24 protein-coding genes and 1 pseudogene are annotated in these 24,883 nt (G+C 70.9%); 11 read left to right on the top strand and 14 right to left on the bottom strand.

Features of this window, described 5'->3' with window-relative positions:
- Nucleotides 1-38 precede the first annotated feature (38 nt).
- Together ACZ5WC_RS20950 and ACZ5WC_RS20945 are read right to left on the bottom strand one after the other, a co-directional pair.
- Nucleotides 39-830, bottom strand: a pseudogene (locus ACZ5WC_RS20950) (helix-turn-helix domain-containing protein); the annotation flags it as partial.
- A gap of 177 nt (nt 831-1,007) precedes the next feature.
- Nucleotides 1,008-2,000 carry an ArsR/SmtB family transcription factor gene (locus ACZ5WC_RS20945; RefSeq protein WP_468542304.1) on the bottom strand — a complete coding sequence of 331 codons (993 nt, stop codon included), beginning with the start codon at nt 1,998-2,000 and terminating at the stop codon, nt 1,008-1,010.
- Nucleotides 2,001-2,073: 73 nt separating this feature from the next.
- On the opposite strand from ACZ5WC_RS20945, the gene ACZ5WC_RS20940 reads away from it, so the two are divergent.
- Nucleotides 2,074-2,982 carry an aldo/keto reductase gene (locus ACZ5WC_RS20940; protein WP_468542204.1) on the top strand — a complete coding sequence of 303 codons (909 nt, stop codon included), beginning with the start codon at nt 2,074-2,076 and terminating at the stop codon, nt 2,980-2,982.
- Between the two features lie 297 nt (nt 2,983-3,279).
- A complete protein-coding gene (locus ACZ5WC_RS20935) occupies nt 3,280-3,573 on the top strand; it encodes a hypothetical protein (RefSeq protein ID WP_468542203.1) in 294 nt (97 codons plus the stop codon).
- Between the two features lie 36 nt (nt 3,574-3,609).
- Here the strand turns inward: ACZ5WC_RS20935 and sodN are convergent, their stop codons facing one another.
- Nucleotides 3,610-4,005 (bottom strand): superoxide dismutase, Ni, encoded by a 396-nt coding sequence (sodN, locus tag ACZ5WC_RS20930; RefSeq protein ID WP_096626899.1) that lies wholly within the window; start codon nt 4,003-4,005, stop codon nt 3,610-3,612.
- Between the two features lie 121 nt (nt 4,006-4,126).
- Between sodN and sodX the strand changes: the two genes are divergently transcribed.
- A complete protein-coding gene (sodX, locus tag ACZ5WC_RS20925) occupies nt 4,127-4,618 on the top strand; it encodes a nickel-type superoxide dismutase maturation protease (protein WP_468542202.1) in 492 nt (163 codons plus the stop codon).
- Here sodX and ACZ5WC_RS20920 read toward each other — a convergent pair.
- Nucleotides 4,531-5,151, bottom strand: coding sequence for a CGNR zinc finger domain-containing protein (locus ACZ5WC_RS20920; RefSeq protein WP_468542201.1), 621 nt, complete (start codon nt 5,149-5,151; stop codon nt 4,531-4,533). The genes sodX and ACZ5WC_RS20920 overlap by 88 nt on opposite strands.
- Nucleotides 5,152-5,283: 132 nt before the next feature.
- Here ACZ5WC_RS20920 and ACZ5WC_RS20915 point away from each other — a divergent pair, with 132 nt between their 5' ends.
- Complete coding sequence (locus ACZ5WC_RS20915; RefSeq protein WP_468542303.1) at nt 5,284-6,057, top strand: class I SAM-dependent methyltransferase; 774 nt, start codon at nt 5,284-5,286, stop codon at nt 6,055-6,057.
- Nucleotides 6,058-6,124: 67 nt separating this feature from the next.
- On the opposite strand, the gene ACZ5WC_RS20910 is transcribed toward ACZ5WC_RS20915, so the two are convergent.
- From ACZ5WC_RS20910 to ACZ5WC_RS20900, 3 genes are read right to left on the bottom strand one after another with little or no spacing between them, the layout of a single operon-like run.
- Nucleotides 6,125-6,889, bottom strand: a complete 765-nt coding sequence (locus ACZ5WC_RS20910; RefSeq protein WP_096626895.1) for an amino acid ABC transporter ATP-binding protein — start codon at nt 6,887-6,889, stop codon at nt 6,125-6,127.
- A complete protein-coding gene (locus ACZ5WC_RS20905; protein WP_468542200.1) occupies nt 6,886-7,854 on the bottom strand; it encodes an amino acid ABC transporter permease in 969 nt (322 codons plus the stop codon). The genes ACZ5WC_RS20910 and ACZ5WC_RS20905 overlap by 4 nt, the downstream gene beginning before the upstream one ends.
- Nucleotides 7,855-7,882: 28 nt before the next feature.
- Nucleotides 7,883-8,845, bottom strand: coding sequence for an ABC transporter substrate-binding protein (locus ACZ5WC_RS20900; protein ID WP_468542199.1), 963 nt, complete (start codon nt 8,843-8,845; stop codon nt 7,883-7,885).
- Between the two features lie 524 nt (nt 8,846-9,369).
- Here ACZ5WC_RS20900 and ACZ5WC_RS20895 point away from each other — a divergent pair.
- The 6 genes from ACZ5WC_RS20895 (at nt 9,370) to ACZ5WC_RS20870 (ending at nt 14,671) form a co-directional block, all read left to right on the top strand.
- Complete coding sequence (locus tag ACZ5WC_RS20895; RefSeq protein WP_096626892.1) at nt 9,370-10,611, top strand: NAD(P)-dependent malic enzyme; 1,242 nt, start codon at nt 9,370-9,372, stop codon at nt 10,609-10,611.
- A 247-nt stretch (nt 10,612-10,858) separates the two neighbouring features.
- Nucleotides 10,859-11,827, top strand: a complete 969-nt coding sequence (locus ACZ5WC_RS20890; RefSeq protein ID WP_468542198.1) for a zinc-binding dehydrogenase — start codon at nt 10,859-10,861, stop codon at nt 11,825-11,827.
- An 89-nt stretch (nt 11,828-11,916) separates the two neighbouring features.
- Nucleotides 11,917-13,335: a cellulase family glycosylhydrolase gene (locus ACZ5WC_RS20885; protein ID WP_468542197.1), complete on the top strand. Its 1,419-nt coding sequence runs from the start codon at nt 11,917-11,919 to the stop codon at nt 13,333-13,335.
- Entirely contained in the window at nt 13,313-13,852 is a 540-nt protein-coding gene (locus ACZ5WC_RS20880; RefSeq protein WP_468542196.1) for a GNAT family N-acetyltransferase, read from the top strand. The genes ACZ5WC_RS20885 and ACZ5WC_RS20880 overlap by 23 nt, the downstream gene beginning before the upstream one ends.
- 31 nt (nt 13,853-13,883) lie before the next feature.
- The gene (locus ACZ5WC_RS20875) at nt 13,884-14,093 is read left to right on the top strand and encodes a sigma factor-like helix-turn-helix DNA-binding protein (RefSeq protein WP_006127526.1); all 210 of its coding nucleotides are present in this window, start codon (nt 13,884-13,886) and stop codon (nt 14,091-14,093) included.
- Nucleotides 14,093-14,671: a Clp protease N-terminal domain-containing protein gene (locus ACZ5WC_RS20870; protein ID WP_468542195.1), complete on the top strand. Its 579-nt coding sequence runs from the start codon at nt 14,093-14,095 to the stop codon at nt 14,669-14,671. The genes ACZ5WC_RS20875 and ACZ5WC_RS20870 overlap by 1 nt, the downstream gene beginning before the upstream one ends.
- Nucleotides 14,672-14,699: 28 nt before the next feature.
- Here ACZ5WC_RS20870 and ACZ5WC_RS20865 read toward each other — a convergent pair whose 3' ends face one another.
- On the bottom strand, nt 14,700-15,752 hold the full coding sequence (locus ACZ5WC_RS20865) for a PadR family transcriptional regulator (RefSeq protein ID WP_468542194.1): 1,053 nt from the start codon (nt 15,750-15,752) through the stop codon (nt 14,700-14,702).
- A 1-nt stretch (nt 15,753) separates the two neighbouring features.
- On the bottom strand, nt 15,754-16,611 hold the full coding sequence (locus ACZ5WC_RS20860; RefSeq protein ID WP_468542193.1) for a DUF4097 family beta strand repeat-containing protein: 858 nt from the start codon (nt 16,609-16,611) through the stop codon (nt 15,754-15,756).
- Nucleotides 16,612-16,763: 152 nt separating this feature from the next.
- Here ACZ5WC_RS20860 and ACZ5WC_RS20855 point away from each other — a divergent pair, with 152 nt between their 5' ends.
- Nucleotides 16,764-17,594 (top strand): hypothetical protein, encoded by an 831-nt coding sequence (locus ACZ5WC_RS20855; protein ID WP_468542192.1) that lies wholly within the window; start codon nt 16,764-16,766, stop codon nt 17,592-17,594.
- A gap of 60 nt (nt 17,595-17,654) precedes the next feature.
- Here ACZ5WC_RS20855 and ACZ5WC_RS20850 read toward each other — a convergent pair whose 3' ends face one another.
- The 5 genes from ACZ5WC_RS20850 to ACZ5WC_RS20830 form a co-directional block, all read right to left on the bottom strand.
- Nucleotides 17,655-17,840: a DUF6104 family protein gene (locus ACZ5WC_RS20850; RefSeq protein WP_003966321.1), complete on the bottom strand. Its 186-nt coding sequence runs from the start codon at nt 17,838-17,840 to the stop codon at nt 17,655-17,657.
- A gap of 111 nt (nt 17,841-17,951) precedes the next feature.
- Nucleotides 17,952-21,758: a multifunctional oxoglutarate decarboxylase/oxoglutarate dehydrogenase thiamine pyrophosphate-binding subunit/dihydrolipoyllysine-residue succinyltransferase subunit gene (locus tag ACZ5WC_RS20845; RefSeq protein WP_468542191.1), complete on the bottom strand. Its 3,807-nt coding sequence runs from the start codon at nt 21,756-21,758 to the stop codon at nt 17,952-17,954.
- Nucleotides 21,759-22,040: 282 nt separating this feature from the next.
- Nucleotides 22,041-23,117, bottom strand: a complete 1,077-nt coding sequence (locus tag ACZ5WC_RS20840; protein WP_468542190.1) for a HAMP domain-containing sensor histidine kinase — start codon at nt 23,115-23,117, stop codon at nt 22,041-22,043.
- Nucleotides 23,114-23,851 (bottom strand): response regulator transcription factor, encoded by a 738-nt coding sequence (locus ACZ5WC_RS20835; RefSeq protein WP_096626884.1) that lies wholly within the window; start codon nt 23,849-23,851, stop codon nt 23,114-23,116. Before ACZ5WC_RS20835 ends, ACZ5WC_RS20840 begins: the two co-directional genes overlap by 4 nt.
- A gap of 234 nt (nt 23,852-24,085) precedes the next feature.
- Complete coding sequence (locus tag ACZ5WC_RS20830; protein WP_468542302.1) at nt 24,086-24,799, bottom strand: spermidine synthase family protein; 714 nt, start codon at nt 24,797-24,799, stop codon at nt 24,086-24,088.
- Nucleotides 24,800-24,883 lie beyond the last annotated feature (84 nt).

Here is a 24,883-nt window from a genome sequence, read left to right as displayed (position 1 = left end):
ACGGCATCCTCGGCCGGAACGGCTCCGGAACTACACCTTCAGGGCCGAAAGGTGCGGCGGTAGGTGTCGGGCGGGACACCGACGATGCGGTGGAAATGGCGGCGCAGGGTCGTGGCGGTGCCCATCCCGGCGGACGCGGCGATGGTGTCCACGCCGGCGTCGGTGGTCTCCAGCAGTTCCTGGGCATGGCGGATGCGCTGGGCGTGAAGCCATCGCAGGGGCGTGGTGCCGGTGAGGTGCTTGAAGTGGCGGCCGAGGTGGCGTGAGCTCATCCCGGCCTGGCGGGCCAGGTCCTCCACGGTGAGCGGCTGGTCCAGCCGCTCCAGCACCCAGGGGAAGAGCTCGCTCAGGGGGTGGCTGCCCGGCTCGGGGACCGGGGTGGCGATGAACTGGGCCTGACCGCCCTCGCGGTGCGGCGGGACGACCAGGCGCCGGGCGATCCTGTTGGCGACCGCCGAGCCGTGGTCGAGACGGACCAGGTGCAGGCACAGGTCCATGGCGGCAGCCTTGCCCGCGGAGGTGAGGACGTCGCCGTCGTCGACGTAGAGGACCTCCGGATCGACGGTGGCCGCCGGATGGCGCCGGGCCAGTTCCCGCGTGTGGGCCCAGTGTGTGGTGGCGCGCCTGCCGTCGAGGAGCCCCGCAGCGCCCAGGACGAAGGCGCCCGTGCACAGCGAAACCACACGGGCGCCCGCCGTGTGGGCCGCACGCACCGACTGGACCAGCTCCACGGGCGGTTCGCGGTCGGTGTCGGCCCAGCCGGGGACGATCACCGTGTCGGCATGCGCGAGGTGGTCGAGTCCGTGGTCGGGTTCCAGCGATGGATTTCCGCGACGTGGTACCCGCGGCTGCGTTTGTGCGGCTCGGTGCAGACGGGCCACGGCTCGTCGGCCGGCCACAGCAGAGGACCGCCGACCGAGCTGACCGACGCGTCCGGACGCCCCGCTTGGTCATGGCGCGGACACCAAGTGGTCGGCTCCGTGGACCCTTCGGGGGTTGACGTGACGTCAGGCGGAGGCGGCTCGGAGGAGGGTTTCGGCTGCGGTGGTGCGGGCGTAGAGGACGGAGCGGCCGGCGCGGTGGGCGCTGACCAGGCCCGCGTCGCGGAGTGCGGTGAGGTATTGGGAGACCCCTGCGGGGGAGAGCCCGGTGCGGTGGGCCAGCTGTGTGGTGGAGGCCGGGATCTCCAACTCGGTCAGCAGCAGGGTCCGCGAGCGGCCGAGTACGGCGGAGAGGGTGTCGGTCCGGGTGACGGGGTGCTTCGTCCAAAGTGAGCCGACGCCGCGCGCCGGATAGGCGAGCTGGGGCGGGTCCGGCGGCGTCGTTCGGGTGCGCAACCCTGGTCCGGTGAAGGCTGAGGGGATCAGCAGCAGCCCCGTGCCTGCCGTCGTGCGGGTCAGCGGCTGCTTTCGGCGGGTCATCCGGAGCGCGTTGTCGTCCCAGCTCAGGGACGTGTGCAGGTCATTGAGGAGGTAGCCGGCGCCGTACTCGGCGGCCAGGCGGGCCCGGTGGAGGATGTCCGCGTCCAGGACTGCCCGGATTCGTGCCCAGTAGGGGGCCAGTGCCAGCTCCCAGTACGTTTCGAGCTCTTCTGCGACCTTGGGCAGAAGGCCCTGTGGGTCGTTGTGCAGGGCTCGCAGCCGGGGCCCGAGGTTCCCCTGGTGGCGGGCGAGGTGGTCGAGGTCCTGGCGTACCCGTTCGGCGGGCGCGGCCCGGATCGCGTCCCGCTCCGCCGCCGGGGCGGGGGCCGGGCCGACGGGGGCCGGGTTGAGGAAGTCGGGGACGTAGCCGCCAGCGGGCGGGATCAGCTCGCAGAGCCAGCCCCGGTCCAGTCCGGCGGCCACCATACGCGGGCGTACCTGGTCGGCCCAGGGCCGGTGGACCGGATGCGCGGCGGCGGAACTCAGCAGCCGGAAGCTGGGCGCGACCTCCCACATCGGTGAGACGGCGAACCGCACCTGCGCCAGATCGCTCGTCGAGAACACCAGCTCTGCCACGATGAGCGCTCCTCAATGGATTCAGGCATGTATGAATCAATGGCGGGCGAGCCTACCGCGCGGAGATCATCCCGGCATGACCTCACAAACGATCACCGCGGCGGCATCGGGCACCTGGAAGCTCGGCGACCTGACGGTCAACCGGATCGGTTTCGGCGCGATGCGCCTGACGCAGCACGGCGAGGCATTCGCGGCCGACGCCGTTCCACGGGACCGCGACCAGGCGATCAGTGTGCTGCGCCGCGCGGTCGAACTCGGCGTGAACCACATCGACACCGCCGCGTTCTACTTCTCGCCGCTGCGCTCGGCCAACGAGCTGATCAACCAGGCACTGTCCCCCTACCCGGACGACCTCGTCATCACCACCAAGGTCGGTCCGGGCCGCGACCCCTCAGGCCAATGGCTGCCGCACGCCGCCCCCGGGCAACTCCGGGGCCAGGTCGAGGAGAACCTGCGCCAGCTCGGACGCGACCACCTCGACGTGGTGAACCTGCGCATCGTCGGCACCGACTCCATCGCCGAACGCTTCGGCGCTCTCGCCGAACTGCGCGAAGCCGGACTCATCCGGCACCTGGGCCTGTCCAACATCCGCCCCCACCACCTCGCCGAGGCGCAGACCATCGCACCGGTGGTCTGCGTCCAGAACATGTACGGCATCGGCGCATCGCCCGAGCAGAAGGAGTTCATGGGCATCTGCGGTGAACAACGCATCGCGTTCGTGCCGTTCTACTCGATCGCCGGCACCGGACGCGATGGGGGCGCGACCACCGACCACAGCCCGGAGGTGCACGCCATCGCCCGCGCCCATGGCGTGAGCGCAGCCCAGATCCGGCTGGCGTGGACACTGCACCAGGGCCCCCACGTCCTGGCCATCCCCGGCACCGGCAACCTCGACCACCTCGCCCAGAACGTCGCCGTCGGCTCCCTGCGCCTGTCGGTGGAAGAACTCACCGCCTTGGACACCCTCCACCAGGAGACGGCATGAGCAGGGCCCCCATGGCGTTGTGATCCCCTTCTGCTGGTCGGCCTGTGCCCTGCCTGCTCCCGCCGCCCGCCCCATGACCCTGAGGGCCGCCGAGCTGACCGCGCGGGATCATCGACACCGTTTCGGCGTCCACCGTGCGCCGCCGGCTTCGCACGGACGCGCTCAAGCACTGGCAGTACCAGTCCTGGAACCTCATCCGCGACCCCGCCTTCCGCATCAAGGCCCAGCGGGTCCCTGACCTGTATGCCCGCACTTTCGACGGAGTCGCGCCGGGCGCGGACGAGTACGTCGTCTCCAGTGACGAGACGACCTCCGTGCAGGCCCGCTGCCGAAGGAGGGACAGGCGTCAACTGCCAGTGCTGGTGGACCGAGTGGAACCGCGCCCGCAAGGCGCTTCAGGCCGAGGGGAACGAGTCGGCCGAGTGCGAGGGCCGCAGCCCCGTCGAGCTGCCGCACCTGGTCACCCAAGACCCGCGGCACGTCTTCGCCTCCGCGCGCATCTGCGGCCGGGCGAAGAAGACCGCACCCGGTCCGCGATGGACGCCGTTCTCGGCGGCCTGCGGGCCGGGTGCGGGCCGGTGGGCCGTCTGACCAGAGGAACCACAGGTCAGACGGCCCAACCGTGGATCAAGCCTTCTTGGTCTCCCAGAAGATCCTGTCGACCTCGGCGATCAGGTCCAGAGCCTTCTGGCCCGTCTTCGGGTCGTTCGAGCCCTTCGCCGCGGAGAGCGCCTTCAGGGTGTCGTTGATCAGCTGGTGCAGCTCCGGGAACTTCTCGAAGTGCGGGGGCTTGAAGTAGTCGCTCCAGAGCACCGAGACATGGTGCTTCGCGAGCTCGGCGCGCTGCTCCTTGATCAGGACCGCGCGGGTGCGGAAGTCCGCGTCCTCGTTGGCCTGGTACTTCTCCTGGACGGCCTTGACCGACTCGGCCTCGATGCGGGCCTGGGCCGGGTCGTACACGCCGCAGGGCAGGTCGCAGTGGGCGCTGACCTTCACCTTGGGGGCAAACAGGCGGGAAAGCATGGAGCTGTCCTCCTCGTGATCGTCTTCTCAGGTGGGACATTACTCCGTGGAGCGCCGCTTTCCGTGGCTGCCCCAGGGGCTTAGGTCAAAAGTCCGGGGCGGGAATCGGGCCGTCGGCCGAATGTACGGAGCGGAACGCGGTACGCGGGACGGTGTGCCGGAGGAGGACCGGGAGGTGGCAGAGGTGCCGGAGCGGGGACGGGTGTCCGGAGGCGGGCGGGCCGGGCGGCGGCCGTTGCGGGTGGTGGAGGTGACGGGGCCCTCGATGGTGCCCACGCTCTACCACGGGGACCTGCTGCTGGTGCAGTACGGGGTGCCCGTGCGCCCGGGTGACGTGGTGATCCTGCGGCACCCCTTCCAGCAGGACCTGCTCGTGGTCAAGCGCGCCACCGAACGGCGGCCCGGCGGCTGGTGGGTGCGCGGCGACAACACCTTCGCGGGTGGGGACAGCACGGATTACGGGGTCGTTCCCGCGGAGCTGGTCCTCGCCCGGGTGCGGGCCCGCTACCGGCCCCTGGCGAAGGGTCAGCGGTCGGTGACCGCGGTGGTGGGCTGGGCGCTCTCCGCGCTGCGGCCGGTGCGCTCCGCCTCCTCGCGCTTGCGGGCGCGATAGGCGGCCACGTTCGCCCGGGTCGCGCAGCGGTCCGAGCAGTAGCGCCGGGACCGGTTGGTGGAGGTGTCCAGGTAGGCGTTGCGGCAGGGGAGCGCCTCGCACAGGCCGAGCCGGTCCACCCCGTGCCCGGTGAGGTGGAAGGCGAGGCCCATGGCCGCGATGGCCGCGTATCCGGCGGTCGCGTTCGACGGGTGGTCGGCCAGGTGCATGTGCCAGTCCGGCCTGCCGTCCTCGTCCCGGAAGTCGTGCCCGGAGATCTGCGGGCTCACCGGGAAGTCCAGCAGCAACGAGTTGAGCAGGTCGACCGCGAGCGTCTCCTCGCCGTCGTCGGCCGCCTCGAAGACCGCGCGCAGCCGTGCCCGTACGGAACGGAACCGGGTCACGTCCGAGTCCGTCGCCCGCCGCGCCGCCTGCCGGCTGTCACCGAACAGCTCCCGGACCGCGTCGACGGAGGTGAGTGTGTCCTTGTTGCGGGCCGGCTCTTCGGTGTTGACCAGGCGCACGGCATAGTCCGAGTAAGAGGCCAGTTCCACTTGTAGTCCTTACGGCGTCGGTCTAGAGTCGGGGTGCCGACCAGTGTAATGGTCGGTGTGTGCGAACAGGTATTACGCAACGGGCAGGGCGTAACGGGTACCGCGTACCGGTGTTACGTGAACGGGTACGACATGGAGGCTGACGTGACGGAGACGGCTACGGGCACCGACTGGCGGTCCTGGCAGGAGAGCTGGGACCGGCAGCAGGAGTGGTACATGCCCGACCGCGAGGAGCGGTTCCGGGTGATGCTGGACATGGTCGAGGCGGTCGTCGGACCGGAACCGCGGGTGCTGGACCTCGCGTGCGGTACGGGAAGTATCACGGACCGGCTCCTCAAGCGGTTCCCGGGCGCCACGAGCACCGGCGTCGATCTCGACCCCGCGCTCCTGGCCATCGCCCGCGGCACCTTCGAGGGCGATGACCGGGTCGCCTTCGTCACCGCCGACCTCAAGGACCCGGACTGGACCACCCGGCTGCCCCACACCTCGTACGACGCCGTCCTCACCGCCACCGCCCTGCACTGGCTCCACAGCGAGCCGCTCGCCACGCTCTACGGGCAGCTCGGCGGGCTCGTCCGGGACGGCGGGGTCTTCATGAACGCCGACCGCACCATCGACCCGGCGACCCCCCGGATCAACGCCGCCGAACGAGCCCACCGCCACGCCGCGATGGACCGCGCCAAGGCAGGCGGCGCACTGGACTGGGCCGAGTGGTGGGCCGTCGCCGCGGAGGACCCGGTCCTCGCCGCCCCCACCGCCGAACGCTTCAAGATCTACGGCGAGCACGCGGACGGCGACATGCCCTCCGCCGACTGGCACGCCCGCACCCTGCTCGCCTCCGGCTTCGGGGAGGCCCGGGCGGTGTGGGCGTCGCCGTCGGACAGCCTCGTCCTCGCCGTGAAGTAGGCGGGCGCGAAACGAGCGAGAGGGCGGTCCGGACCCGTGTCCGTACCGCCCTCTCCGCTTCAGCCGGCTACAGCACCTTCGACAGGAACGACTTCGTCCGGTCGTGCTGCGGGTTGGTCAGGACATCGCGCGGGTGGCCCGACTCGACCACCACACCGTCGTCCATGAAGACCAGCGCGTCGCCCACCTCGCGGGCGAAGCCCATCTCGTGGGTGACGACGATCATCGTCATGCCGTCCTCGGCCAGGCCGCGCATGACGTCCAGGACATCGCCCACCAGCTCCGGGTCAAGGGCCGAGGTCGGCTCGTCGAAGAGCATCAGCTTCGGCTCCATCGCCAGCGCGCGGGCGATGGCCACGCGCTGCTGCTGGCCGCCGGAGAGCTGGGAGGGGTAGTTCTTCGTCTTGTCGGCGAGGCCCACCCGGTCCAGCAGCTTCTCGGCACGGGCGCGGGCCACGGCCCTGGCCTCGCCCTTGACCTGGACCGGAGCCTCCATGACGTTCTCGATGGCCGTCATGTGCGGGAACAGGTTGAAGCGCTGGAACACCATGCCGATGTCCCGCCGCTGGAGGGCGACCTCGCTGTCCCTGAGCTCGTAGAGCTTGTCGCCCTTCTGCCGGTAGCCGACCAGCTCGCCGTCGACCGAGAGCCGGCCGGCGTTGATCTGCTCCAGGTGGTTGATGCACCGCAGGAAGGTCGACTTGCCGGAGCCGGACGGGCCGACGAGGCAGAACACCTCACGCGGGGCGACCTCCAGGTCGATGCCCTTGAGGATGTGGGCGGCGCCGAAGGACTTGTGGACGCCCTCGGCCTTCACCATGGGGGTGGTCATGCGGAGACACCTCCGGAGGGCCGGTTGCTGAACGAGGCGAGGTTGGCCTTGACGCGCTGGAACGGCGTGAGCGGCAGCGAGCGCAGCGAGCCCCGGGCGTAGCGGCGCTCCAGGTAGTACTGGCCGACGCTGAACACGCTGGTCATCACGATGTACCAGATGGACGCGACGAACAGCATCTCCATCACCGCGTACGACGTGGAGCCGATCTGCGAGGTGGAGCGGAGCAGCTCGTTGTACGTGACCGCGTAGACCAGCGAGGAGGTCTTCAGCATGTTGATGAACTCGTTGCCGGTCGGCGGGATGATCACCCGCAGCGCCTGCGGCAGGACCACGCGGCGCATGGTCTTCGCCTGGGTCATGCCGAGGGCGTGCGACGCCTCGGTCTGGCCCTCGTCGACCGACTGGATGCCGGCGCGGCAGATCTCCGCCATGTAGGCGGCCTCGTTCAGGGCGAGCCCCAGCAGGGCACACATGAACGGGGTCATGACGTCCGTCATCTCGTCCTTGTAGATGAACGGGATGTTCAGGACCGGGAAGATCAGCGCCAGGTTGAACCAGAGCAGCAGCTGTACGTAGACCGGGGTGCCCCGGAAGAACCAGATGTACAGCCAGGCCACCCAGCTGGTGACCGGGTTCTTGGAGAGCCGCATCACGGCCAGCACGACGCCGAGGATCACACCGAGCACCATCGCGAGGACGCTGATCAGCAGGGTGCGGCCCGCACCGGCGACGACGGTGCTGTCGAACAGCTTGTCGCCCACGGCGTGCCACTGGATGTTGCCCTGCGAGAAGGCGTACCCGAGGGCGACGAGGAGGCCGATGACCACGGCGCCGCTGATCCAGCGGCCGACATGGCGGACGGGAATGGCCTTGATGTACTCCGGGGCCGTGGTGGCGGCCCGGGAGACGGGCACCTGGCCGGCCGGTGAGCCGACGGGTGCCTTGTCGAGCTTGTCAGTCATCGTGACTGCCCTTCGGTGAAGCGTCCGGTCACTTGCCGCCGTTGATGGCGGCCTTGTCGATCGCTCCCGTGCCGGCGCCCCACTTGTCGAGCACCTTCTGGTACGAACCGTCGGCGATGATCGCGTCGACGGCCTCCTTCAGGGCGTCGCGCAGACCCGTGTTGTCCTTGTTGACGGCGATGCCGAACGGGCCGGCGTCGACCTGCTCGCCCACGACCTCGAACGCCTTGCCGCCGTCGGCCTTGCGGGCCAGGTCCACCGCGACCGGGTAGTCGTTGACCCCGGCGACCGCGCCGCCGGCCTTGACCCGGGTCTGGGCCTCGGTGTCGTTCTCGAAGGCCTGGATCTTGATGGCCTTCTCGCCGGCGTCCGTGCAGGCCTTCGACTGCGTCTGAAGAGCCTTCTCGTACGTGGTGGCGCGCTGCACGGCGGCGGTCTTCCCGCAGAGGTCCTCGATGGAGTTGAGGCCCTCGGGGTTGCCCTTCTTCGTGTACACGGCGGTACCGGCGAGGAAGTAGTCGACGAAGTCGACGCCCTTGCCCAGCTTCTTGCCCGACTCGTCCAGGCCCTCCTGGCGCTGCTTGTTGTCGGTGATCGACGACATCGCGATGTCGTGGCGCCCGGTGTTCAGGGCGGTGATCAGGCCCTCGAAGGAACCGGAGGTGAACTCGAACTTCACCCCGAGCTGCTTGCCGAGGGCCTCGGCGAGATCGGGGTCCACGCCCACGATCTTTCCGTTCTCGACGAACTCCATCGGGGCGTACTCGGCATTCGTGCCGACCTTGATCACACCGGACTTCTGGTACTTCTCCGGCAGCTTCGCGAAGAGCGGTGCACCGCTCTTGGTCTCCTTGCCGCTGCCGCTCTCCTGGGAGGAGCTGTCGGTCTGGTCGCCACAGGCGGTGAGCAGCAGGGAGCCGGCGACCGCGAGGGCGCCGACCGCCGCGATCCGGGTCCTGGCGGTCGTGCGACGCGTGGTGCTTGCGGTCATGTCGGGATCCTCCGGCAGGTGAGGGTGAGGTGCTGATGGGCGGCTTGGCACGCACCTTCGGGTGTCGCCACCTTGTGTGATGACGGCATCCTGCCATTCGGACTGGCCCGTTCAGGGGTCTCGTCATGTCAAAATCGGATAACGGGCGACCCCCGAACATCAACGGCCGGTACGTCATGCCCGGACCTTCTGCGGGGGTTCGGTCTCCCTGCCGGAGAATCTTCGGTGCGTCTCGACTGGTGGACGGCATTTATACCGGTTTGCCGACTTGTCCAGATATTCGACTATGAGTCACGTCACCGCATCGGAATGGACTCGTGCGTAACAGGGTTGGTCCGGTAAGAAAGACGTTTACACCCCTCATCCGGGGCTCAGGGCGCGTGTGCGGCGCGCCCGCGCGTACGTACCTCACCCTGCCGGGGCGGGCCAACCGCCCGGTGCGGGGCGCGTACGCGGTGCCCGCCCACCCCTCCTCAACCAGGAGTGGCCACCCTCAAACGATGAAGACTTAAGGGGTCAACACCATGGCAGCGGAGATCGTCAATCCTCGCAGCGACAGCACTACTGACAGCGGCATCCAGCGCACGAGCGCGACGGACACCGGGGCCGACGAGCCCTTCGACCCGGCCTTCGCCCTGCACCGGGGCGGAAAGATGGCCGTGCAGGCCACCGTCCCGATCCGGGACAAGGACGACCTTTCCCTGGCGTACACGCCCGGCGTGGCGAAAGTGTGCAGCGCCATCGCCGACAACCCCGAGCTCGTCCACGACTACACCTGGAAGTCCCAGGTCGTGGCCGTCGTGACGGACGGCACCGCCGTGCTCGGCCTCGGCGACATCGGGCCCGAGGCGTCCCTCCCCGTGATGGAGGGCAAGGCCATCCTCTTCAAGCAGTTCGGCGGCGTCGACGCGGTGCCGATCGCGCTCGCGACGACCGACGCCGACGAGATCGTCGACACCGTCGTCCGGCTCGCCCCCTCCTTCGGCGGGGTCAACCTGGAGGACATCTCGGCCCCCCGGTGCTTCGAGATCGAGCGCAAGCTCCAGGAGCGGCTGGACATCCCGGTCTTCCACGACGACCAGCACGGCACCGCAGTCGTCACCCTCGCCGCCCTCCGTAACGCCGCCAAGCTCTCCGGGCGGACGCTCGGCGACCTGCGCGGCGTCATCTCCGGCGCGGGCGCGGCGGGTGTCGCCATCGCCAAGTTCCTGCTGGAGGCGGGCATCGGCGATGTCGCGGTGGCCGACCGCAAGGGCATCGTCAGTCGCGACCGCGAGGACCTCACCGACGTCAAGCGCGAACTGGCCGAGCTGACCAACCGGGCCGGCATCTCCGGTTCGCTGGAGAAGGCGCTCGCCGGTGCGGACGTCTTCATCGGCGTCTCCGGCGGTACGGTCCCGGAGGCGGCGGTGGCCTCGATGGCCCCCGGCGCGTACGTCTTCGCGATGGCCAACCCGAACCCGGAGGTCCACCCGGAGGTCGCGCACAAGTACGCGGCCGTCGTGGCCACCGGGCGCTCGGACTTCCCGAACCAGATCAACAACGTGCTGGCCTTCCCCGGGATCTTCGCCGGTGCGCTCCAGGTCCGGGCCTCCCGGATCACCGAGGGCATGAAGATCGCGGCGGCGAACGCGCTGGCGGACGTCGTGGGCGACGAGCTGGCCGCCGACTACGTGATCCCGTCGCCGTTCGACGAGCGGGTCGCCCCGGCGGTCACCGCCGCCGTGGCCGCGGCGGCTCGCGCGGAGGGCGTGGCGCGGCGCTGAGTCCGCGCTGCGCTGTTGTGCGGCGCTCGGTGGGCGGGGCCTGTCTGTGCGGGTCCCGCCCATTCCTCATCGGCCGCGGACGGGCTTGAGTGCGCGGGCCCGTCTGTGTGGGCTCCGCCCGTTCCTTTCGGCCCCTCCGGCTCGAACGCGGCCGTTGGAGGGCTCGGACCGCGGGCGCGCGGCCAGTTGGCGTGCGTCACACCCGCAGGCGGTTACGCCGTCGCCCCGCCCCGCCTATCGTCGAGCCATGTTCGCCGCCTACGCAGCCCGCATCGATCCCGACCGGCCTCTCGACGGACTTGAGCTGGGCGAGCGCCCGGCTCCCGGGACGCGTCCCGGATGGAGCACCGTCACGGTCCGCGCCGCCTCCCTCAACCACCACGACCTCTGGTCCCTGCGGGGCGTGGGGCTCTCGCAGGACCGGCTGCCGATGATCCTGGGCTGCGATGCCGCAGGCGTCGACCAGGACGGCAACGAGGTCGTCCTGCACTCCGTCATCGGACAGTCGGGACACGGCGTCGGGCCGAAGGAGCCACGCTCCATCCTCACCGAGCGCTACCAGGGCACCTTCGCCGAGCAGGTCACCGTCCCCACCTGGAACGTGCTGCCCAAGCCGAAGGAGCTCAGCTTCGAGGAAGCCGCCTGCCTGCCGACCGCCTGGCTCACCGCATACCGGATGCTGTTCACCAACGCCGGAGTGCGGCCCGGCGATTCCGTGCTCGTCCAGGGCGCGGGCGGCGGGGTCGCCACCGCGGCGATCGTGCTCGGGAAGGCCGCTGGGCTGCGGGTCTTCGCCACCAGCCGGGACAAGGCCAAGCGGGAGCGGGCCGTCGAACTGGGTGCGCTGGAGGCGTACGAGCCCGGCGCCCGGCTCCCGCAGCGGGTGGACGCGGTGATCGAGACCGTCGGGGCCGCCACCTGGTCCCACTCCGTGAAGTCGCTGCGTCCCGGCGGCACCCTCGTCATCTCGGGGGCCACCAGCGGAGACCGGCCCGCGCACGCCGAGCTGACCCGGATCTTCTTCCTGGAGCTCAAGGTCGTCGGCTCCACCATGGGTTCCAAGGACGAGCTGGAGGACCTGCTCGCCTTCTGTGCCGCCACGGGGGTACGGCCGGTCATCGACCAGGTGCTGCCGCTGGACCGGGCCAGGGAAGGGTTCCAGCGGCTGGAGTCCGGCGACCTGTTCGGGAAGATCGTGCTCCGCCCCACGGAGTGAGGGCGCACACCAACTCGTCGGTAACCAACTCTTGATGGATCGTCAGTTCTGCTGATGGGATCGGGCCCATGCGAATGGGCAGAGCACTCATGGCAGTTGTCGTCGCGTCCGTGCTCGCGGCGGGGGCCCTCGCCCCCGCCGCCTCGGCGCGCCCCGCACCCGCACCGGCACCGGAGTCCCGCGAGCACTCCGTGCCGCCGCTCACCGACGAGCGCGGCCGCACCCTCACCCTGCGCGGCTGGAACGTCGAGGACAAGGCCAACCGCGGCGAGGCCGCACTCACCGCCATCACCGAACGGCACTTCCGCGACCTGCGGGCGGGCGGCTTCAACTTCGCCCGGCTGCTGGTCTTCTGGGACGACCTGGAGCCCCGGCGCGGCCAGTACAGCGAGCGCTACCTCCGGCGCATCGAACGCATCCTGGGCTGGGCGCAGAAGCACCGCATCCATGTCCTCATCGACGCCCACCAGGACGTCTTCGGGCCCGCCTTCGGTCACCGGGGCATCCCCGCCTGGGCCACCAGGACCGACGGGCTGCCGTTCACCCCGAACCCCGACGACTGGTTCTCCGAGTACTTCGAACCGGCCGTCCAGCGCGCCTTCACCCACCTCTACGAGGACCCCGACCTGCGGCGCGCCCAGGCCGCCATGTGGCAGGTCCTCGCGGAGCGCTTCCGCGGCCACCCGGCGGTGATCGGCTACGACCTGATCAACGAGCCGATGGGGGAGCTGCGCGAAGGCGAGGACCTGCCGACCGCCGCCCGCAGGATCGAGGCCGAGCACCTCACCCCGATGTACAACCGGCTGGCCCGCGCCATCCGCGCCAAGGACCGCTCCACCTGGCTGTTCGTCGAGCCGACCCCCATCGTCGGCGAGGGCGTGCCCACGGGGCTGGGGCGGATCGAGGACAACCGGACCGTGTACGCCCCGCACTTCTACAACACCGCCATGGAGGCGGGCGCGGACTACGACCCGGAGGCCGGCTGGATCGAGGCGTACGAGGCCGCCGTCACCGCTTACCCGGCCCGGTACCGGATGCCCGTGGTCGTGGGTGAGTGGGGGCCGCTGAACAACGCCCTGCCGAACATGGGCCGCTTCTACCGCGAGGCCGTCGCCTCCCTGAACCGCTACAGCTCCGGCTGGGCCGGATACGTCTGGTGCTACGGCGGCGGCTACTGCGCTCTCGACGAGCGCGGCCGCTTCCGCACGAACAAGGAGCAGACGGCCACCCCCTACGCCCCGGCCGTCGCGGGCGCAGTCCGCTCCGACACGTACGACGCGGAGCGCCGGCGCTACCGGCTCGACTACCGGGCCGCCGCCCGCCCCGGGGTCACGGAGCTGTCCCTCCCGCCGTCCGTCCGGGGGTGGCGGGTCTCCGTCGCCGGGTCCGCCCGCGTGCTCGGGGACGCCCGGCACGGCGGGCGGCTGCTGGTGGTCGCCCGGCCCGGCGTGCGGGTGGAGGTGACCGTGCGGGAAGGTGGTCCGCATGGACGAACTGACCACCCCTGAAGGGTTTCTGCTGCGCCCCTGGCTGCCCTCCGACGCGTCGGCCGTGCTCCGTGCCTTCGCCCCGGCCGAGATGGACCGCCAGACCGACCGGCCCGTGTCCGACCGGGCCGGGGCGCTGGCCTGGATCGCGGACCGCACGCGTGAACGGGGGGCCAGGACCGGCTACTCCTGGGCCGTCGTGGGGGAGGAGGGCGAGGCCCTGGGCTGTGTCGCCGTTCAGGCCGTCAACCGGACCCATGACACGGGCTGGGTCTCCTACTGGACCACGGAGGCGGCGCGCGGCCGGGGCGTCGCGCCTGCCGGGGCGCGGGCGCTGGCGCGCTGGGCCTTCGGCGACCTCGGCCTCTACCGGCTGGAGCTGGGCCACCGCACCGACAACCCGGCATCCTGTGCGGTCGCCCGGCGCTCGGGCTTCGCACCCGAAGGGATCGAGCGCGCCAAGCTGCGCTACGGCCGGGTCCGCTACGACATCGAACGGCACGCCCGCCTGGCGGACGATGATGTCAACTTTGACTGACGAGAGGCAGGTGTCCATGCAGGTTGACACCATGACCGAAGCAACGGATCTGGCCGCACGCGCCGGTGATCGCGACCCACGTGTCGGACTGCGGGCGGTGGCCGCGCTGCGGCGGCTGCTGGAGCAGCTCGAAGCCGTACAGGTGCGAAGCGCGCGGGTGCAGGGCTGGTCGTGGCAGGAGATCGCCGCCGAGCTGGGCGTCAGTCGGCAGGCCGTGCACAAGAAGTACGGGAGGCGTTGATGTTCGAGCGATTCACCCGAGGGGCCCGCGCGACCGTGAAGGGCGCCGTGGCCCGGGCGGAGCGGGCCGGGGCCGCCTCGGTCACCGAGGAGCACCTGCTGATCGCGCTGCTGGAACAGGAGGGCGGCCGGGCCTCCTTCGCCCTTGCCGCCCTCGGGCTGGACGGCCGCCGCGCCGCCCTGGACGCCGCCTTCACCGAGGCCCGGCGGCGCGGCGGGCTGACGAAGGCCGACACCGACGCCCTCGCGAGGATCGGGATCGACGTCGACGCCGTCGTGGACCGGGTCGAGGGGACCCATGGCGAGGGCGCGCTCGACACCGGCCGGCGCAGCCGCCGGTGGTGGTCCGGGCACCGCCCCTTCGCCCCGGGGGCGAAGGGCATCCTGGAGAAGTCGCTGAGGGTCGCCCTCGGACGCGGCGACCGGTTCATCGGCGAGGAGCACCTCCTCCTGGCCCTCGCCGCGACCCCCGGAACCGTCGCCGACGTCCTCGCCGAGCACGGGGCGACGTACACGAGCGTGCACCGAGCGCTGTACGGGCCCGGGGCCGACGGCCAGGGATACGCCGAGGCCGGGTGAGGGGTGAGGGGTGGGGACCCCTCACCCCTCACCCCTTCTGGTTCTCCTCGTCCTCCGCCGTCAGCAGCGCCTCGATCCGTGTCGCCGCCGCCCCCAGGTGGCGGCGGGCCTCGGACAGCTGAGCCTCGGACACTCCGTGGTCGCGGGCCGCGTCGCGGATGCCGTCGCGGAAGCGGTCGAGCAGCCGGTCCAGATCGCGCACCGGGTCGCCTGTGGCCGGCGTGTCCTTGCCCCAGTCGGATGCGGTGTCGTCGGGGGCCGCCGCCGACCCGGGCCCGGGCCCGGACCCCGGTCCGTCCGGCTCGGGCCTGCCGAACGGGGGCCAGGCGCCGGTCCGGGCGAAGCCGCCGAGCTGGCCGGTGATCTCGGCCAGACCCTCCCGTACACCGGAGGGCCAGTCGCCCCGCGCGAAGTGCTCCTGGACCTGGCGGGCGGCGTTCTGCATCTGCTCGCGCGCCCTGTCCTGGGCCTCCTTGGCCTGACGGCGGGCCTGCTGGGCGTCCTCGCGGGCGCGCCGGGACTCGTCCCTCGCCCGGCGGGCCTGCTCCATCCACTCCTGCTTCGCCCGGCGCAGCTCTTCCTTGGCCGAACGCCAGGCCTCGCTGTCTCCCAGATCGCCCAGGCTGCCGAAGTCCGCGAAGTCGCCGAACGGGGAGGACTGCCCGGCCTTGCCGCTTGTGGAGCCCGCGCCCTGCCGGGACTCGGAGGCCGCCGCCCGCATGTCGCTGCGCAGCCGGCCCGCCGCGCCCCGTACGTCGTCGCGGATCTCGGCGGCCAGCTCGGAGACCGAGTCGCGGATCTCCAGCTCCAGATCGGCCAGTTCGCCGCTGCGGCCCGCCAGCTCCGCGCGGCCGCCTTCGGTGATCGAGTAGACCTTGCGGCCGCCCTCTGTGGCGTGGGTGACCAGCCCCTCGGCCTCCAGCTTGGCCAGCCGGGGGTAGACCGTGCCCGCCGAGGGGGCGTACAGGCCCTGGAAGCGTTCCTCCAGCAGGCGGATGACCTCGTAGCCGTGGCGGGGCGCCTCGTCCAGGAGCTTGAGGAGGTACAGCCGCAGTCGGCCGTGGGCGAATACGGGAGGCATGTCAGATGACCTTTCCGGTCGGCTCGGCGGCGTACGCGTCGTCCTCGGCGGGCGGCCTGCGCAGCAGGGCGATCGAACCGGACACGGTCGTCGCCCGCAGGGTCCCCGTTCCGGTGCCCAGCGTGCCGGTGATCTTCTTCGTCCCCCACTGCCCGCCGACCCGCAGGTCCTCGAAGGCGTTGGAGACGGTCCCGCTCGCGGTGTTCGCCTCGACCCTCGCGTCCGCCGGGTGCGGCAGCCGGATCGCGATCCCGCCGGAGACCGTGGTCAGCCTGATGTCCGTCGGCTTCCCGGAGGGGTCGACGTCCAGCACCATGTCACCGCTGACCGACTCGGCCCGGACCGAGGTCCCCGCCCCGTCGACCACCGTCAGATCACCGGACACCGAGTGGAAGCGCAGGTCCCCGGTGACGCGCTGCGCCTCCAGGCTGCCCGACACGGACTCCCCGCGCACCGCGCCGGTCAGCCCGACGAGCGTGGAGTCGCCGGTGATGCCCCGGACCTCCGTACGCCCGGTGATGCCCGAGACGACGGCCCCGGCGCCGATCACCCCGACCTCCACCGAGGAGGCGGCCGGTACGACCAGGGAGACCACCGCGCTGCGGCGGCGGCCCTTCGGGTCGAACCAGCGCAGCAGGTCCTGCCAGGGCAGATCCTCGTACGCCACGGTGAGGCGGCCGTCCTCCTGGGTCACGATCAGCGGCGGGCCCTCGATCGCGGAGATCTCCAGCCGGGCCACCGGGTCGTCGGTCCCGACGACGTTGACCGTGCCGTCCACGACACGCACGCTCAGCGCGGTCACCGGATCGTCGAAGGTCAGCCTCTGCGGCTCGGCGATGGCCCACGTCGACACAGCCATGGATGTGACCTCCCGGAGAGCGGCGACGCAACATATCGCGTCTCGTTACACGACACGATATATCGCGGATCGGTGAAGTCAAGGCCGGTCAAGGGGGCACGGGGCGGAATGAAGAGCACCGAACCAGGGCAAATTGCCTTAGCGTGTGAGCCATGAACGCGACATCCACCGGAGCGCTCCTGCTGTGCCGGGCCGACCCCGGGACCGTACGGCCGCTCGCCCATCTGCTGCGCGAGCAGATGCTGCTGACCCGGGCGGGCGAGGAGTGGTCCGTGCTCGTGCCCGAGGGGAAGCCCTGGCGGACCGGGGGAGCGGGGCAGGAGGCGGCCGAGCCGGTGGACCGGGTCCTCGGTGGCTGGGCGACCGCCCTCGCCGTCGGCTCCGCCTGGCCCGTGCTCGCCCTGTGGTGGGACGTCGACCGCGCCGGGTACACCCTCGCCGCCGGATTCCGCCGCCCCGTGGGCTACGTCTGGCTCGGCGACGGCACCCCGGTGGGCGAGGACGAGGCCATGCGCACCTTCGCGGCCCGGCTCGGCCTCGACCCGGTGCTGGACCTCCAGGCACTGGAGGAACTGAGCCGCCCGGACCCCGACGCGGACGCCGATGCCCGGCTGCGCGGGCTGCTCGCCGTCCTCACCCGCACCGGACTGACCCTGCCCGCCGGGCTCACGCCCGGCGCGAGCGCGGACCGGCTGCGCAGCGTCGCCGAGGCCCGGCCCGGCACGGAACGCGTCGCGTGGGCCGGGTGGCGGGATGCCGTACGAGTCGAACTCGACGCGGTCGAGAGCACCCGGGTGGGCCCGTGGGTGCGCGGCCCCCGGGCCCGTGCCGTCGCCGCAGTCGAGCTCGCGGCCGGGCTCCCGCTGCTGCTGTGGGGCGCCCGCCGCCGCAGCGGAGGCTGGGCCGCGGCCGGGGCGCTGCTGCTGGCGCAGGGGGCGCTGGGACTCGCGTACGAACGTGCCAGGACGGGCGCCGAACGGTAGACCGCCCCGGCGTTACGCGTCCCGAGGGTTACGCGTTCCGAGGGTTACGCGTTCCGAGGGTTACGCGTCCTCGTCGTCCTCGTCGTCCAGCCGTGCCAGCCAGGTCGCGAGGCGCTCGACGGGCACCTCGAAGTCGGGGTTGAGATCGACGAACGTCCGCAGCTGCTCGGCGAGCCACTCGAAGGTGACCTCCTCCTCGCCGCGCCGCTTCTCCAGTTCCTCGATGCCACGGTCCGTGAAGTACATGGGAGAAGGATATCGAGGCCCGCGCCAGCCCGGAACGCCGGAGACCCGGCTCCGCGACAGGTGCGGAACCGGGTCTCCGGTGACGTACGAACAGCTCGTCAGCCAGTGGTCCTAGGCCTCGAAGACCTCGTTGACCAGCTGCGTCTGCTCCGCCTGGTGACGCTTGGCCGAGCCGACCGCCGGGGACGAGCCGTGCGGCCGCGAGATGCGGCGCAGGCGCTCGCCGTGCGGCACGTCCGAGCCGACCGCGAGGTCCAGGTGGTCGATCAGGTTGAGCGCGATGAACGGCCACGCACCCTGGTTCGCCGGCTCCTCCTGGGCCCACAGGTACTTCTCGGCGTTCGGGTACTTCGCGATCTCGGCCTGGATCTCCGCACCCGGCAGCGGGTACAGCCGCTCCAGGCGGATGAGCGCCGTCTCGGTGTCGCCGCGCTTCTCGCGCTCGGCGTCCAGGTCGTAGAACAGCTTGCCCGCGCAGAAGACGACCTTGCGGACGTCCTCGGCCTTGACCGTCGAGTCCCCGATCACCGGACGGAAGCCGCCGGAGGTGAACTCCTCGATCTTCGACGCCGCGGCCTTCAGACGCAGCATCGACTTCGGGGTGAAGACGATCAGCGGCTTGTGGTGCGGGTTGTGCACCTGCCAGCGCAGCAGGTGGAAGTAGTTCGACGGCAGGGTCGGCATCGCGACCGTCATGTTGTCCTGCGCGCACATCTGGAGGAAGCGCTCGGGGCGCGCGGAGCTGTGGTCCGGGCCCTGGCCCTCGTAGCCGTGCGGCAGAAGCAGCGTGACGCCGGAGGTCTGGCCCCACTTCTGCTCGGCCGAGGAGATGAACTCGTCCACGACGGTCTGCGCGCCGTTGACGAAGTCACCGAACTGGGCCTCCCAGATGACCAGCGACTCCGGACGGGCCAGCGAGTAGCCGTACTCGAAGCCCATCGCCGCGTACTCGCTGAGCAGCGAGTCGTAGACGTTGTAGCGGGCCTGGTCCTCGGAGAGGTACAGCAGCGGGGTGTAGTCCTCGCCGGTGACCTGGTCGACCAGGACCGCGTGGCGCTGGCCGAACGTGCCGCGGCGGGTGTCCTGGCCGGCGAGCCGGACCGGGGTGCCCTCCATCAGCAGCGAACCGATGGCCAGCGTCTCGCCCATGCCCCAGTCGATCGTGCCGTTCTCCACCGAGGCCGCGCGACGCTGCATCTGCGGCATCAGACGGGGGTGGACGGTGATCGACTCGGGGATGTTGACCTGGGACTCGGCGATCCGCTTGACGACCTCCGAGGAGACCGCCGTGTCGAGCGTCACCGGGAACGCGGCCTGCGGCTCCGGGACGTGCGGGGCGGCGGGCTGCGAGGTGGCCTCGCGGACCTCCGCGAAGACCTTCTCCAGCTGGCCCTGGAAGTCCTGGAGCGCCTGCTCGGCCTCTTCCAGCGTGATGTCGCCGCGACCGATGAGGGACTCGGTGTAGAGCTTGCGCACCGAGCGCTTCTTGTCGATCAGGGTGTACATCTGCGGGTTGGTGAACTCCGGGTTGTCGCCCTCGTTGTGACCGCGGCGGCGGTAGCAGATGAGGTCGATCACGACGTCCTTGTTGAACGCCTGCCGGAACTCGAAGGCGAGCCGCGCGACGCGGACCACGGCCTCCGGGTCGTCGCCGTTGACGTGGATGATCGGCGCCTCGATCATGCGCGCCACGTCGGTGGCGTACATCGAGGAGCGCGAGGACTCCGGGGCGGCGGTGAAGCCGACCTGGTTGTTGATCACCACGTGCACGGTGCCGCCGGTGCGGTAGCCGCGCAGCTGTGACATGTTGAGCGTCTCGGCGACGACGCCCTGGCCCGCGAAGGCCGCGTCGCCGTGGAGCGCGACCGGCAGGACCGTGAAGTCCGTGCCGCCCTTGTTGATGATGTCCTGCTTGGCGCGGGCGATGCCCTCCAGGACCGGGTCGACCGCCTCCAGGTGCGAGGGGTTGGCGGCCAGCGAGACCTTGATCTGCTCGCCGTCCAGACCGGTGAAGGTGCCCTCGGCGCCCAGGTGGTACTTGACGTCCCCGGAGCCGTGCATCGAGCGCGGGTCGAGGTTGCCCTCGAACTCCCGGAAGATCTGCGCGTACGACTTGCCGACGATGTTCGCCAGCACGTTCAGGCGGCCGCGGTGGGCCATGCCGATGACGACCTCGTCGAGGCGGGCCTCGGCGGCGGAGTCGAGGACGGCGTCGAGCAGCGGGATGACGGACTCGCCGCCCTCCAGCGAGAACCGCTTCTGGCCGACGTACTTCGTCTGGAGGAACGTCTCGAACGCCTCGGCCGCGTTCAGCCGGCGCAGGATGCGCAGCTGCTCCTCGCGCTCGGGCTTGGGGCGCGGGCGCTCGACCCGGTCCTGGAGCCACTTGCGCTGCTTCGGGTCCTGGATGTGCATGAACTCGATGCCGGTGGTGCGGCAGTACGACTCACGGAGCACGCCGAGGATGTCGCGGAGCTTCATCATCGTCTTGCCGGCGAACCCGCCGACCGCGAACTCCCGCTCCAGGTCCCACAGGGTGAGGCCGTGCTCGGTGATGTCCAGGTCGGGGTGCTTGCGCTGGTGGTACTCCAGCGGGTCGGTGTCGGCCATGACGTGGCCGCGGACCCGGTAGGAGTGGATCAGCTCGAAGACCCGTGCGGCCTTGGTGACGTCGTCGTCGTGCGAGGCGTCGATGTCCTTGAGCCAGCGGACCGGCTCGTAGGGGATGCGCAGCGCCTTGAAGATCTCGTCGTAGAACTCGTTCTCGCCGAGCAGCAGCTGGGAGAGGACGCGCAGGAACTCGCCGGAGGCGGCGCCCTGGATGACCCGGTGGTCGTAGGTCGAGGTCAGCGTCATGACCTTCGAGATGCCGAGCTTGTTCAGGGTGTCCTGCGAGGTGCCCTGGAACTCCGCCGGGTAGTCCATCGCGCCGACGCCCATGATGAGGCCCTGACCGGGCATCAGGCGGGGCACCGAGTGGACGGTGCCGATGCCGCCGGGGTTGGTCAGCGAGGCGGTGACGCCGGTGAAGTCGTCCATGCCGAGCTTGCCGATGCGGGCGCGCCGGACGATGTCCTCGTACGCCTGCCAGAACTCGAAGAAGTTGAGCGTCTCGGCCTTCTTGATGGCCGCGACGACCAGCTGTCGGTCGCCGTTCGGCTTCACCAGGTCGATGGCGAGACCGAGGTTGACGTGCTCCGGCTTGACCAGGGTCGGCTTGCCGTCCTTCTCCGCGAAGGAGTAGTTCATCGACGGCATGGCCTTGAGGGCCTGCACCATCGCGTACCCGATGAGGTGGGTGAAGGAGATCTTCCCGCCACGGGCGCGCTTGAGGTGGTTGTTGATGACGATGCGGTTGTCGAAGAGCAGCTTCACCGGGACCGCGCGGACGGACGTGGCCGTCGGCAGCTCCAGCGAGGCGTTCATGTTCTTCGCGACGGCGGCCGAGGGGCCGCGCAGCGTCACGTACTCCGGGCCGGCCGGGGCTTCGGTGGACTCCTCGGCCTTGGCGGGCGCGGCAGCGGGCTTCGCCGGGGCCGGAGCCGGAGCCGGAGAGGGCTCGGCGGGCTTGGCCGGAGCCGCCTTCGCCGGGGCTGCCGGAGCAGCGGCGGCGGGCTTCGCCGGAGCCGGAGCGGCTGCGGGAGCGGCCGGTGCGGCCTGCGCGGGGGTGGTGGCGGTCACCGCAGCCCCCGAGGCTGCGGCGCCGGGAACGGGCTTGTCCGCCGTGCCGGACGTGCCCGGCTTGTAGTCGGCGAAGAAGTCCCACCAGGCGCGATCGACCGAACTGGGATCCTGGAGGTACTGCTGGTAGATCTCGTCGACGAGCCATTCATTGGCGCCGAACGCAGCGGCCGGGTTGGTGCCCGGGCTGGCTTGGTCGGTCGAGACGCTTGAGTTACTGGGGGACTGAGACGACACGGCGGCAACCGCCCTCTTCCGCTTCACAAGGTGATGGACAGCGGAAATCAAGGCTACGCCCCCCTGACCGTTCCTTGCAGGCCGGGCCGGTGCTTCGTCGTGCACATCACATCGGAAGGCGGGTTTCGGCGCAGGAAATGGCGGGAAACAAGCGAGGTTCCACTGCACTCCGGGTACGCAGGACCGTGGGTACGGCCGTCCGACCGTATCCCCTGGAGATCCCGTACTGGCATGGCACGTATGAACGTGCCCTTCCGGTTCGACCCTATGTCAACGTCGTCGTCAACCGCGCTGCTCGGGGATTCCCGGAAGGGTGACCTGGATGCGGCAGCCACGAACGGATTCGGCCACTCCGATCCGTCCGCCGTGCAGATCCACCGCCCAGCGGGCGATCGCGAGCCCCAGCCCCGTACCGCCGTCGCTGCCGGGCCCGTGCGGGGACGGCACCTGGCCCCGGTTGAAGCGCTCGAACACCCGGTGGCGCTCCGCCTCCGGGATGCCGGGGCCCTCGTCGACGACGTCCAGCTCCAGCGACTCGGGATACGCCCCGCGGCGCGCCAGCACCGTGACCCGGCCGTGCGGCGGGCTGTGCTTGACCGCGTTGTCGATGAGGTTGGCGACCACCTGGTGCAGTCGCTCGGTGTCCGCGTGCGCGGTGAGCTCCGGCGGCGAGACGTCCAGATGCAGATGGACGTCCGTACGGGAGTGATTGCCCGAACCCGACGGCAGGCGTCGGTGGGAGGCGGCGAGATTGGCCTCTTTCAGTACGCCCGAGAGGTACGGCCACACCTCGAACCGGCGTGCCTTCAGTGCGACGACCCCGTTGTCCAGGCGCGACAGATCCAGCAGCGTCTCCACCAGCCGGCCGAGCCGCTCCGTCTGCTTCAGCGCCGTGCACATCGTCTCGGGATCGGCGGCGGACACCCCGTCCACCACGTTCTCCAGCACCGCTCTCAGCGCCGCGATGGGGGTGCGCAACTCGTGCGAGACATTGGCGACCAGCTCCTTGCGGTGCCGGTCCTCCGCCTCCAGGTCGTCCGCCATGCGGTTGATCGTCTGGGCCAGGTCGCCCAGCTCGTCCCGCCGCCCGGCGCCGCTCACCCGGCGGGTGTAGTCGCCGTGTGAGATGGACCGGGCCACCGCGCGCATCTCGTCCAGCGGCGCGGTGAGGCCGTGCGCCACGAACTGGGTGATCAGCAGTGTCGCGATCACCGAGAACACGGTGATGAACTGGAACTCGGTCCGGGTCCGCAGAGCGACGATCAGCAGTCCGGTGGTGATGAACACCGAGACCACGACGAGCGTGCCCAGCTTGGCCTTGATCGAGAAGGGCCGCATCCCGGGCCCTGGCCAGGTCATGGCGCCGGAGTCTCCAGGGCGTAACCCACCCCGTGCACGGTACGGATGCGCTCCGCGCCGATCTTCCGGCGCAGCGCCTTGATGTGGCTGTCGACCGTGCGGGTGCCCGAGGCGTCCGCCCAGTCCCACACCTCGGCCAGCAGCTGCTCCCGGGAGAGCACCGCCCGCGGGGTGTTGGCCAGGCAGACCAGCAGGTCGAACTCGGTCGGCGTGAGGTGGACGTCCTCGGCGCGCACCCGGACCCGGCGCTGCGCGTGGTCGATCTCCAGCTCCCCCAGCCGCAGTATCCCGCTGCGCGGGGTGACGGCGGCCAGTGCGGCCCGTTCCACCCGCCGCAGCAGCACATGCACCCGGGCGGCGAGCTCCCGCATGGAGAACGGCTTGGTCATGTAGTCGTCGGCACCGACGCCGAGTCCGACGAGCATGTCCGTCTCGTCGTCGCGCGCGGTGAGCATCAGCACCGGCACCGGGCGCTGGGCCTGCACCCGGCGGCAGACCTCCAGGCCGTCGAAGCCGGGAAGCATGATGTCGAGCACCATCAGATCCGGCTGCCAGGCCTCGGCCGCGTCCACGGCCGCGGGGCCGTCCAGCGCGGTCTGGACCAGGAAGCCCTCCGCCCGCAGCCGGGCGGAAACGGCGTCCACGATCGTGGGGTCGTCCTCGACCACCAGCACCCGGCGCTGAGCCCCCGGGGTGGCCGCGACGCCGTTGTGGGTGGTGTGTGTCTGTTCCATCGCCCCGCCCCTGTCCGTTCTCGCGGGAGGCATCCCCCCGGAGGCACGGTCTTCGCTCGTGGATTTCGTGGGTGAACCCGTGTGCCGGTCAGCAGCGTAAAGGCAGCGGAGGGCTCCCGGCTACGCAGGGTGTTGCCCCGTCGGTGCGCGTTCGGGCCGGGCGCGCGGCCGGATCGTCGGGCTCGTACCGGATGACCTGTGCCAGTGCCGTGCCGCGCATACCGGGTCGGGGCTTCAGAGACCCTTCGATGCGAGATGGACCACGTCGGGCACACCTCGGGCAACGGCCACCTCTTCGGCCCCAACCCCGCTGAACCCGGCATTCCGCAATGCTTGTTCGAAGGCCGGGGACGGTTGCGCGGACCAGATGGCGAGCACGCCCCCCGGGGTCAGCCGGTCGTGGCAGTGGGCGAGTCCGGCGGGGGAGTAGAGGCTCCCGTTGTCCTCCGTGACCGTCCAGTCGGGCCCGTTGTCGATATCCAGACACAGAGCGTCGTAACGCTCCGTGGTCGTGCGGAGATGAGTCACCAGGTCCGTGTGCAGGATCGCGGCGCGGGGATCGGCGAGCGCGGCCCCGGAGATCCGCGCCAGCGGCCCGTCCCGGTGCCAGTCGATGATCGCCTGCTCCCGCTCCACGACCTCGATCCGCCCCCAGCGTCCCTGCTCGGCGGCCCGCACCAGCGAGAAGCCCACGCCCAGCCCGCCGATCAGCACGGAGGGGCCGGTCCGGCCGGCGGGCAGGGCATCCAGCGCGGCATCGATGAGCAGCCGCTCGGAGCGCCCGTCGGAGGTGTCCATCAGGAAACAGCCGTTGGCGATGATCTCGTAGTGCTCCCCGCGTTCCCGCAGCACGACCTCGCCGAACGGCCCGTCGCGGCGGTCGAGGGTGACGGGGGTGTCGGCGGAACGCGCCGGCATCGATCCATCGGGGGCGGTCATCGCGGTCATCGCGGACGTCGCGGACATGTCGTGGCTCTCCGGTCTCCGGTCGTGGCAGTCGGTGCCCGTCCATCCTGTCCTGCGGGCCGCGCG

Source organism: Streptomyces sp. NPDC033165 (assembly GCF_055577965.1).
The sequence above is the reverse complement of the archived record's forward strand: the minus strand, read 5'-3'. Positions and strand labels throughout refer to the sequence as shown.

Bases quoted from the DNA above. Each gene is read 5' to 3' on its own strand.
- ACZ5WC_RS20940 (WP_468542204.1), top strand. From the start codon at position 2,074: ATGACCTCACAAACGATCACCGCGGCGGCATCGGGCACCTGGAAGCTC.
- sodN (WP_096626899.1), bottom strand. From the start codon at position 4,005: ATGCTTTCCCGCCTGTTTGCCCCCAAGGTGAAGGTCAGCGCCCACTGC.
- sodX (WP_468542202.1), top strand. From the start codon at position 4,127: ATGTACGGAGCGGAACGCGGTACGCGGGACGGTGTGCCGGAGGAGGAC.
- ACZ5WC_RS20915 (WP_468542303.1), top strand. From the start codon at position 5,284: ATGGAGGCTGACGTGACGGAGACGGCTACGGGCACCGACTGGCGGTCC.
- ACZ5WC_RS20910 (WP_096626895.1), bottom strand. From the start codon at position 6,889: ATGACCACCCCCATGGTGAAGGCCGAGGGCGTCCACAAGTCCTTCGGC.
- ACZ5WC_RS20905 (WP_468542200.1), bottom strand. From the start codon at position 7,854: ATGACTGACAAGCTCGACAAGGCACCCGTCGGCTCACCGGCCGGCCAG.
- ACZ5WC_RS20900 (WP_468542199.1), bottom strand. From the start codon at position 8,845: ATGACCGCAAGCACCACGCGTCGCACGACCGCCAGGACCCGGATCGCG.
- ACZ5WC_RS20895 (WP_096626892.1), top strand. From the start codon at position 9,370: ATGGCAGCGGAGATCGTCAATCCTCGCAGCGACAGCACTACTGACAGC.
- ACZ5WC_RS20890 (WP_468542198.1), top strand. From the start codon at position 10,859: ATGTTCGCCGCCTACGCAGCCCGCATCGATCCCGACCGGCCTCTCGAC.
- ACZ5WC_RS20885 (WP_468542197.1), top strand. From the start codon at position 11,917: ATGGCAGTTGTCGTCGCGTCCGTGCTCGCGGCGGGGGCCCTCGCCCCC.
- ACZ5WC_RS20880 (WP_468542196.1), top strand. From the start codon at position 13,313: ATGGACGAACTGACCACCCCTGAAGGGTTTCTGCTGCGCCCCTGGCTG.
- ACZ5WC_RS20875 (WP_006127526.1), top strand. From the start codon at position 13,884: ATGACCGAAGCAACGGATCTGGCCGCACGCGCCGGTGATCGCGACCCA.
- ACZ5WC_RS20870 (WP_468542195.1), top strand. From the start codon at position 14,093: ATGTTCGAGCGATTCACCCGAGGGGCCCGCGCGACCGTGAAGGGCGCC.
- ACZ5WC_RS20865 (WP_468542194.1), bottom strand. From the start codon at position 15,752: ATGCCTCCCGTATTCGCCCACGGCCGACTGCGGCTGTACCTCCTCAAG.
- ACZ5WC_RS20860 (WP_468542193.1), bottom strand. From the start codon at position 16,611: ATGGCTGTGTCGACGTGGGCCATCGCCGAGCCGCAGAGGCTGACCTTC.
- ACZ5WC_RS20855 (WP_468542192.1), top strand. From the start codon at position 16,764: ATGAACGCGACATCCACCGGAGCGCTCCTGCTGTGCCGGGCCGACCCC.
- ACZ5WC_RS20850 (WP_003966321.1), bottom strand. From the start codon at position 17,840: ATGTACTTCACGGACCGTGGCATCGAGGAACTGGAGAAGCGGCGCGGC.
- ACZ5WC_RS20840 (WP_468542190.1), bottom strand. From the start codon at position 23,117: ATGACCTGGCCAGGGCCCGGGATGCGGCCCTTCTCGATCAAGGCCAAG.
- ACZ5WC_RS20835 (WP_096626884.1), bottom strand. From the start codon at position 23,851: ATGGAACAGACACACACCACCCACAACGGCGTCGCGGCCACCCCGGGG.
- ACZ5WC_RS20830 (WP_468542302.1), bottom strand. From the start codon at position 24,799: ATGACCGCGATGACCGCCCCCGATGGATCGATGCCGGCGCGTTCCGCC.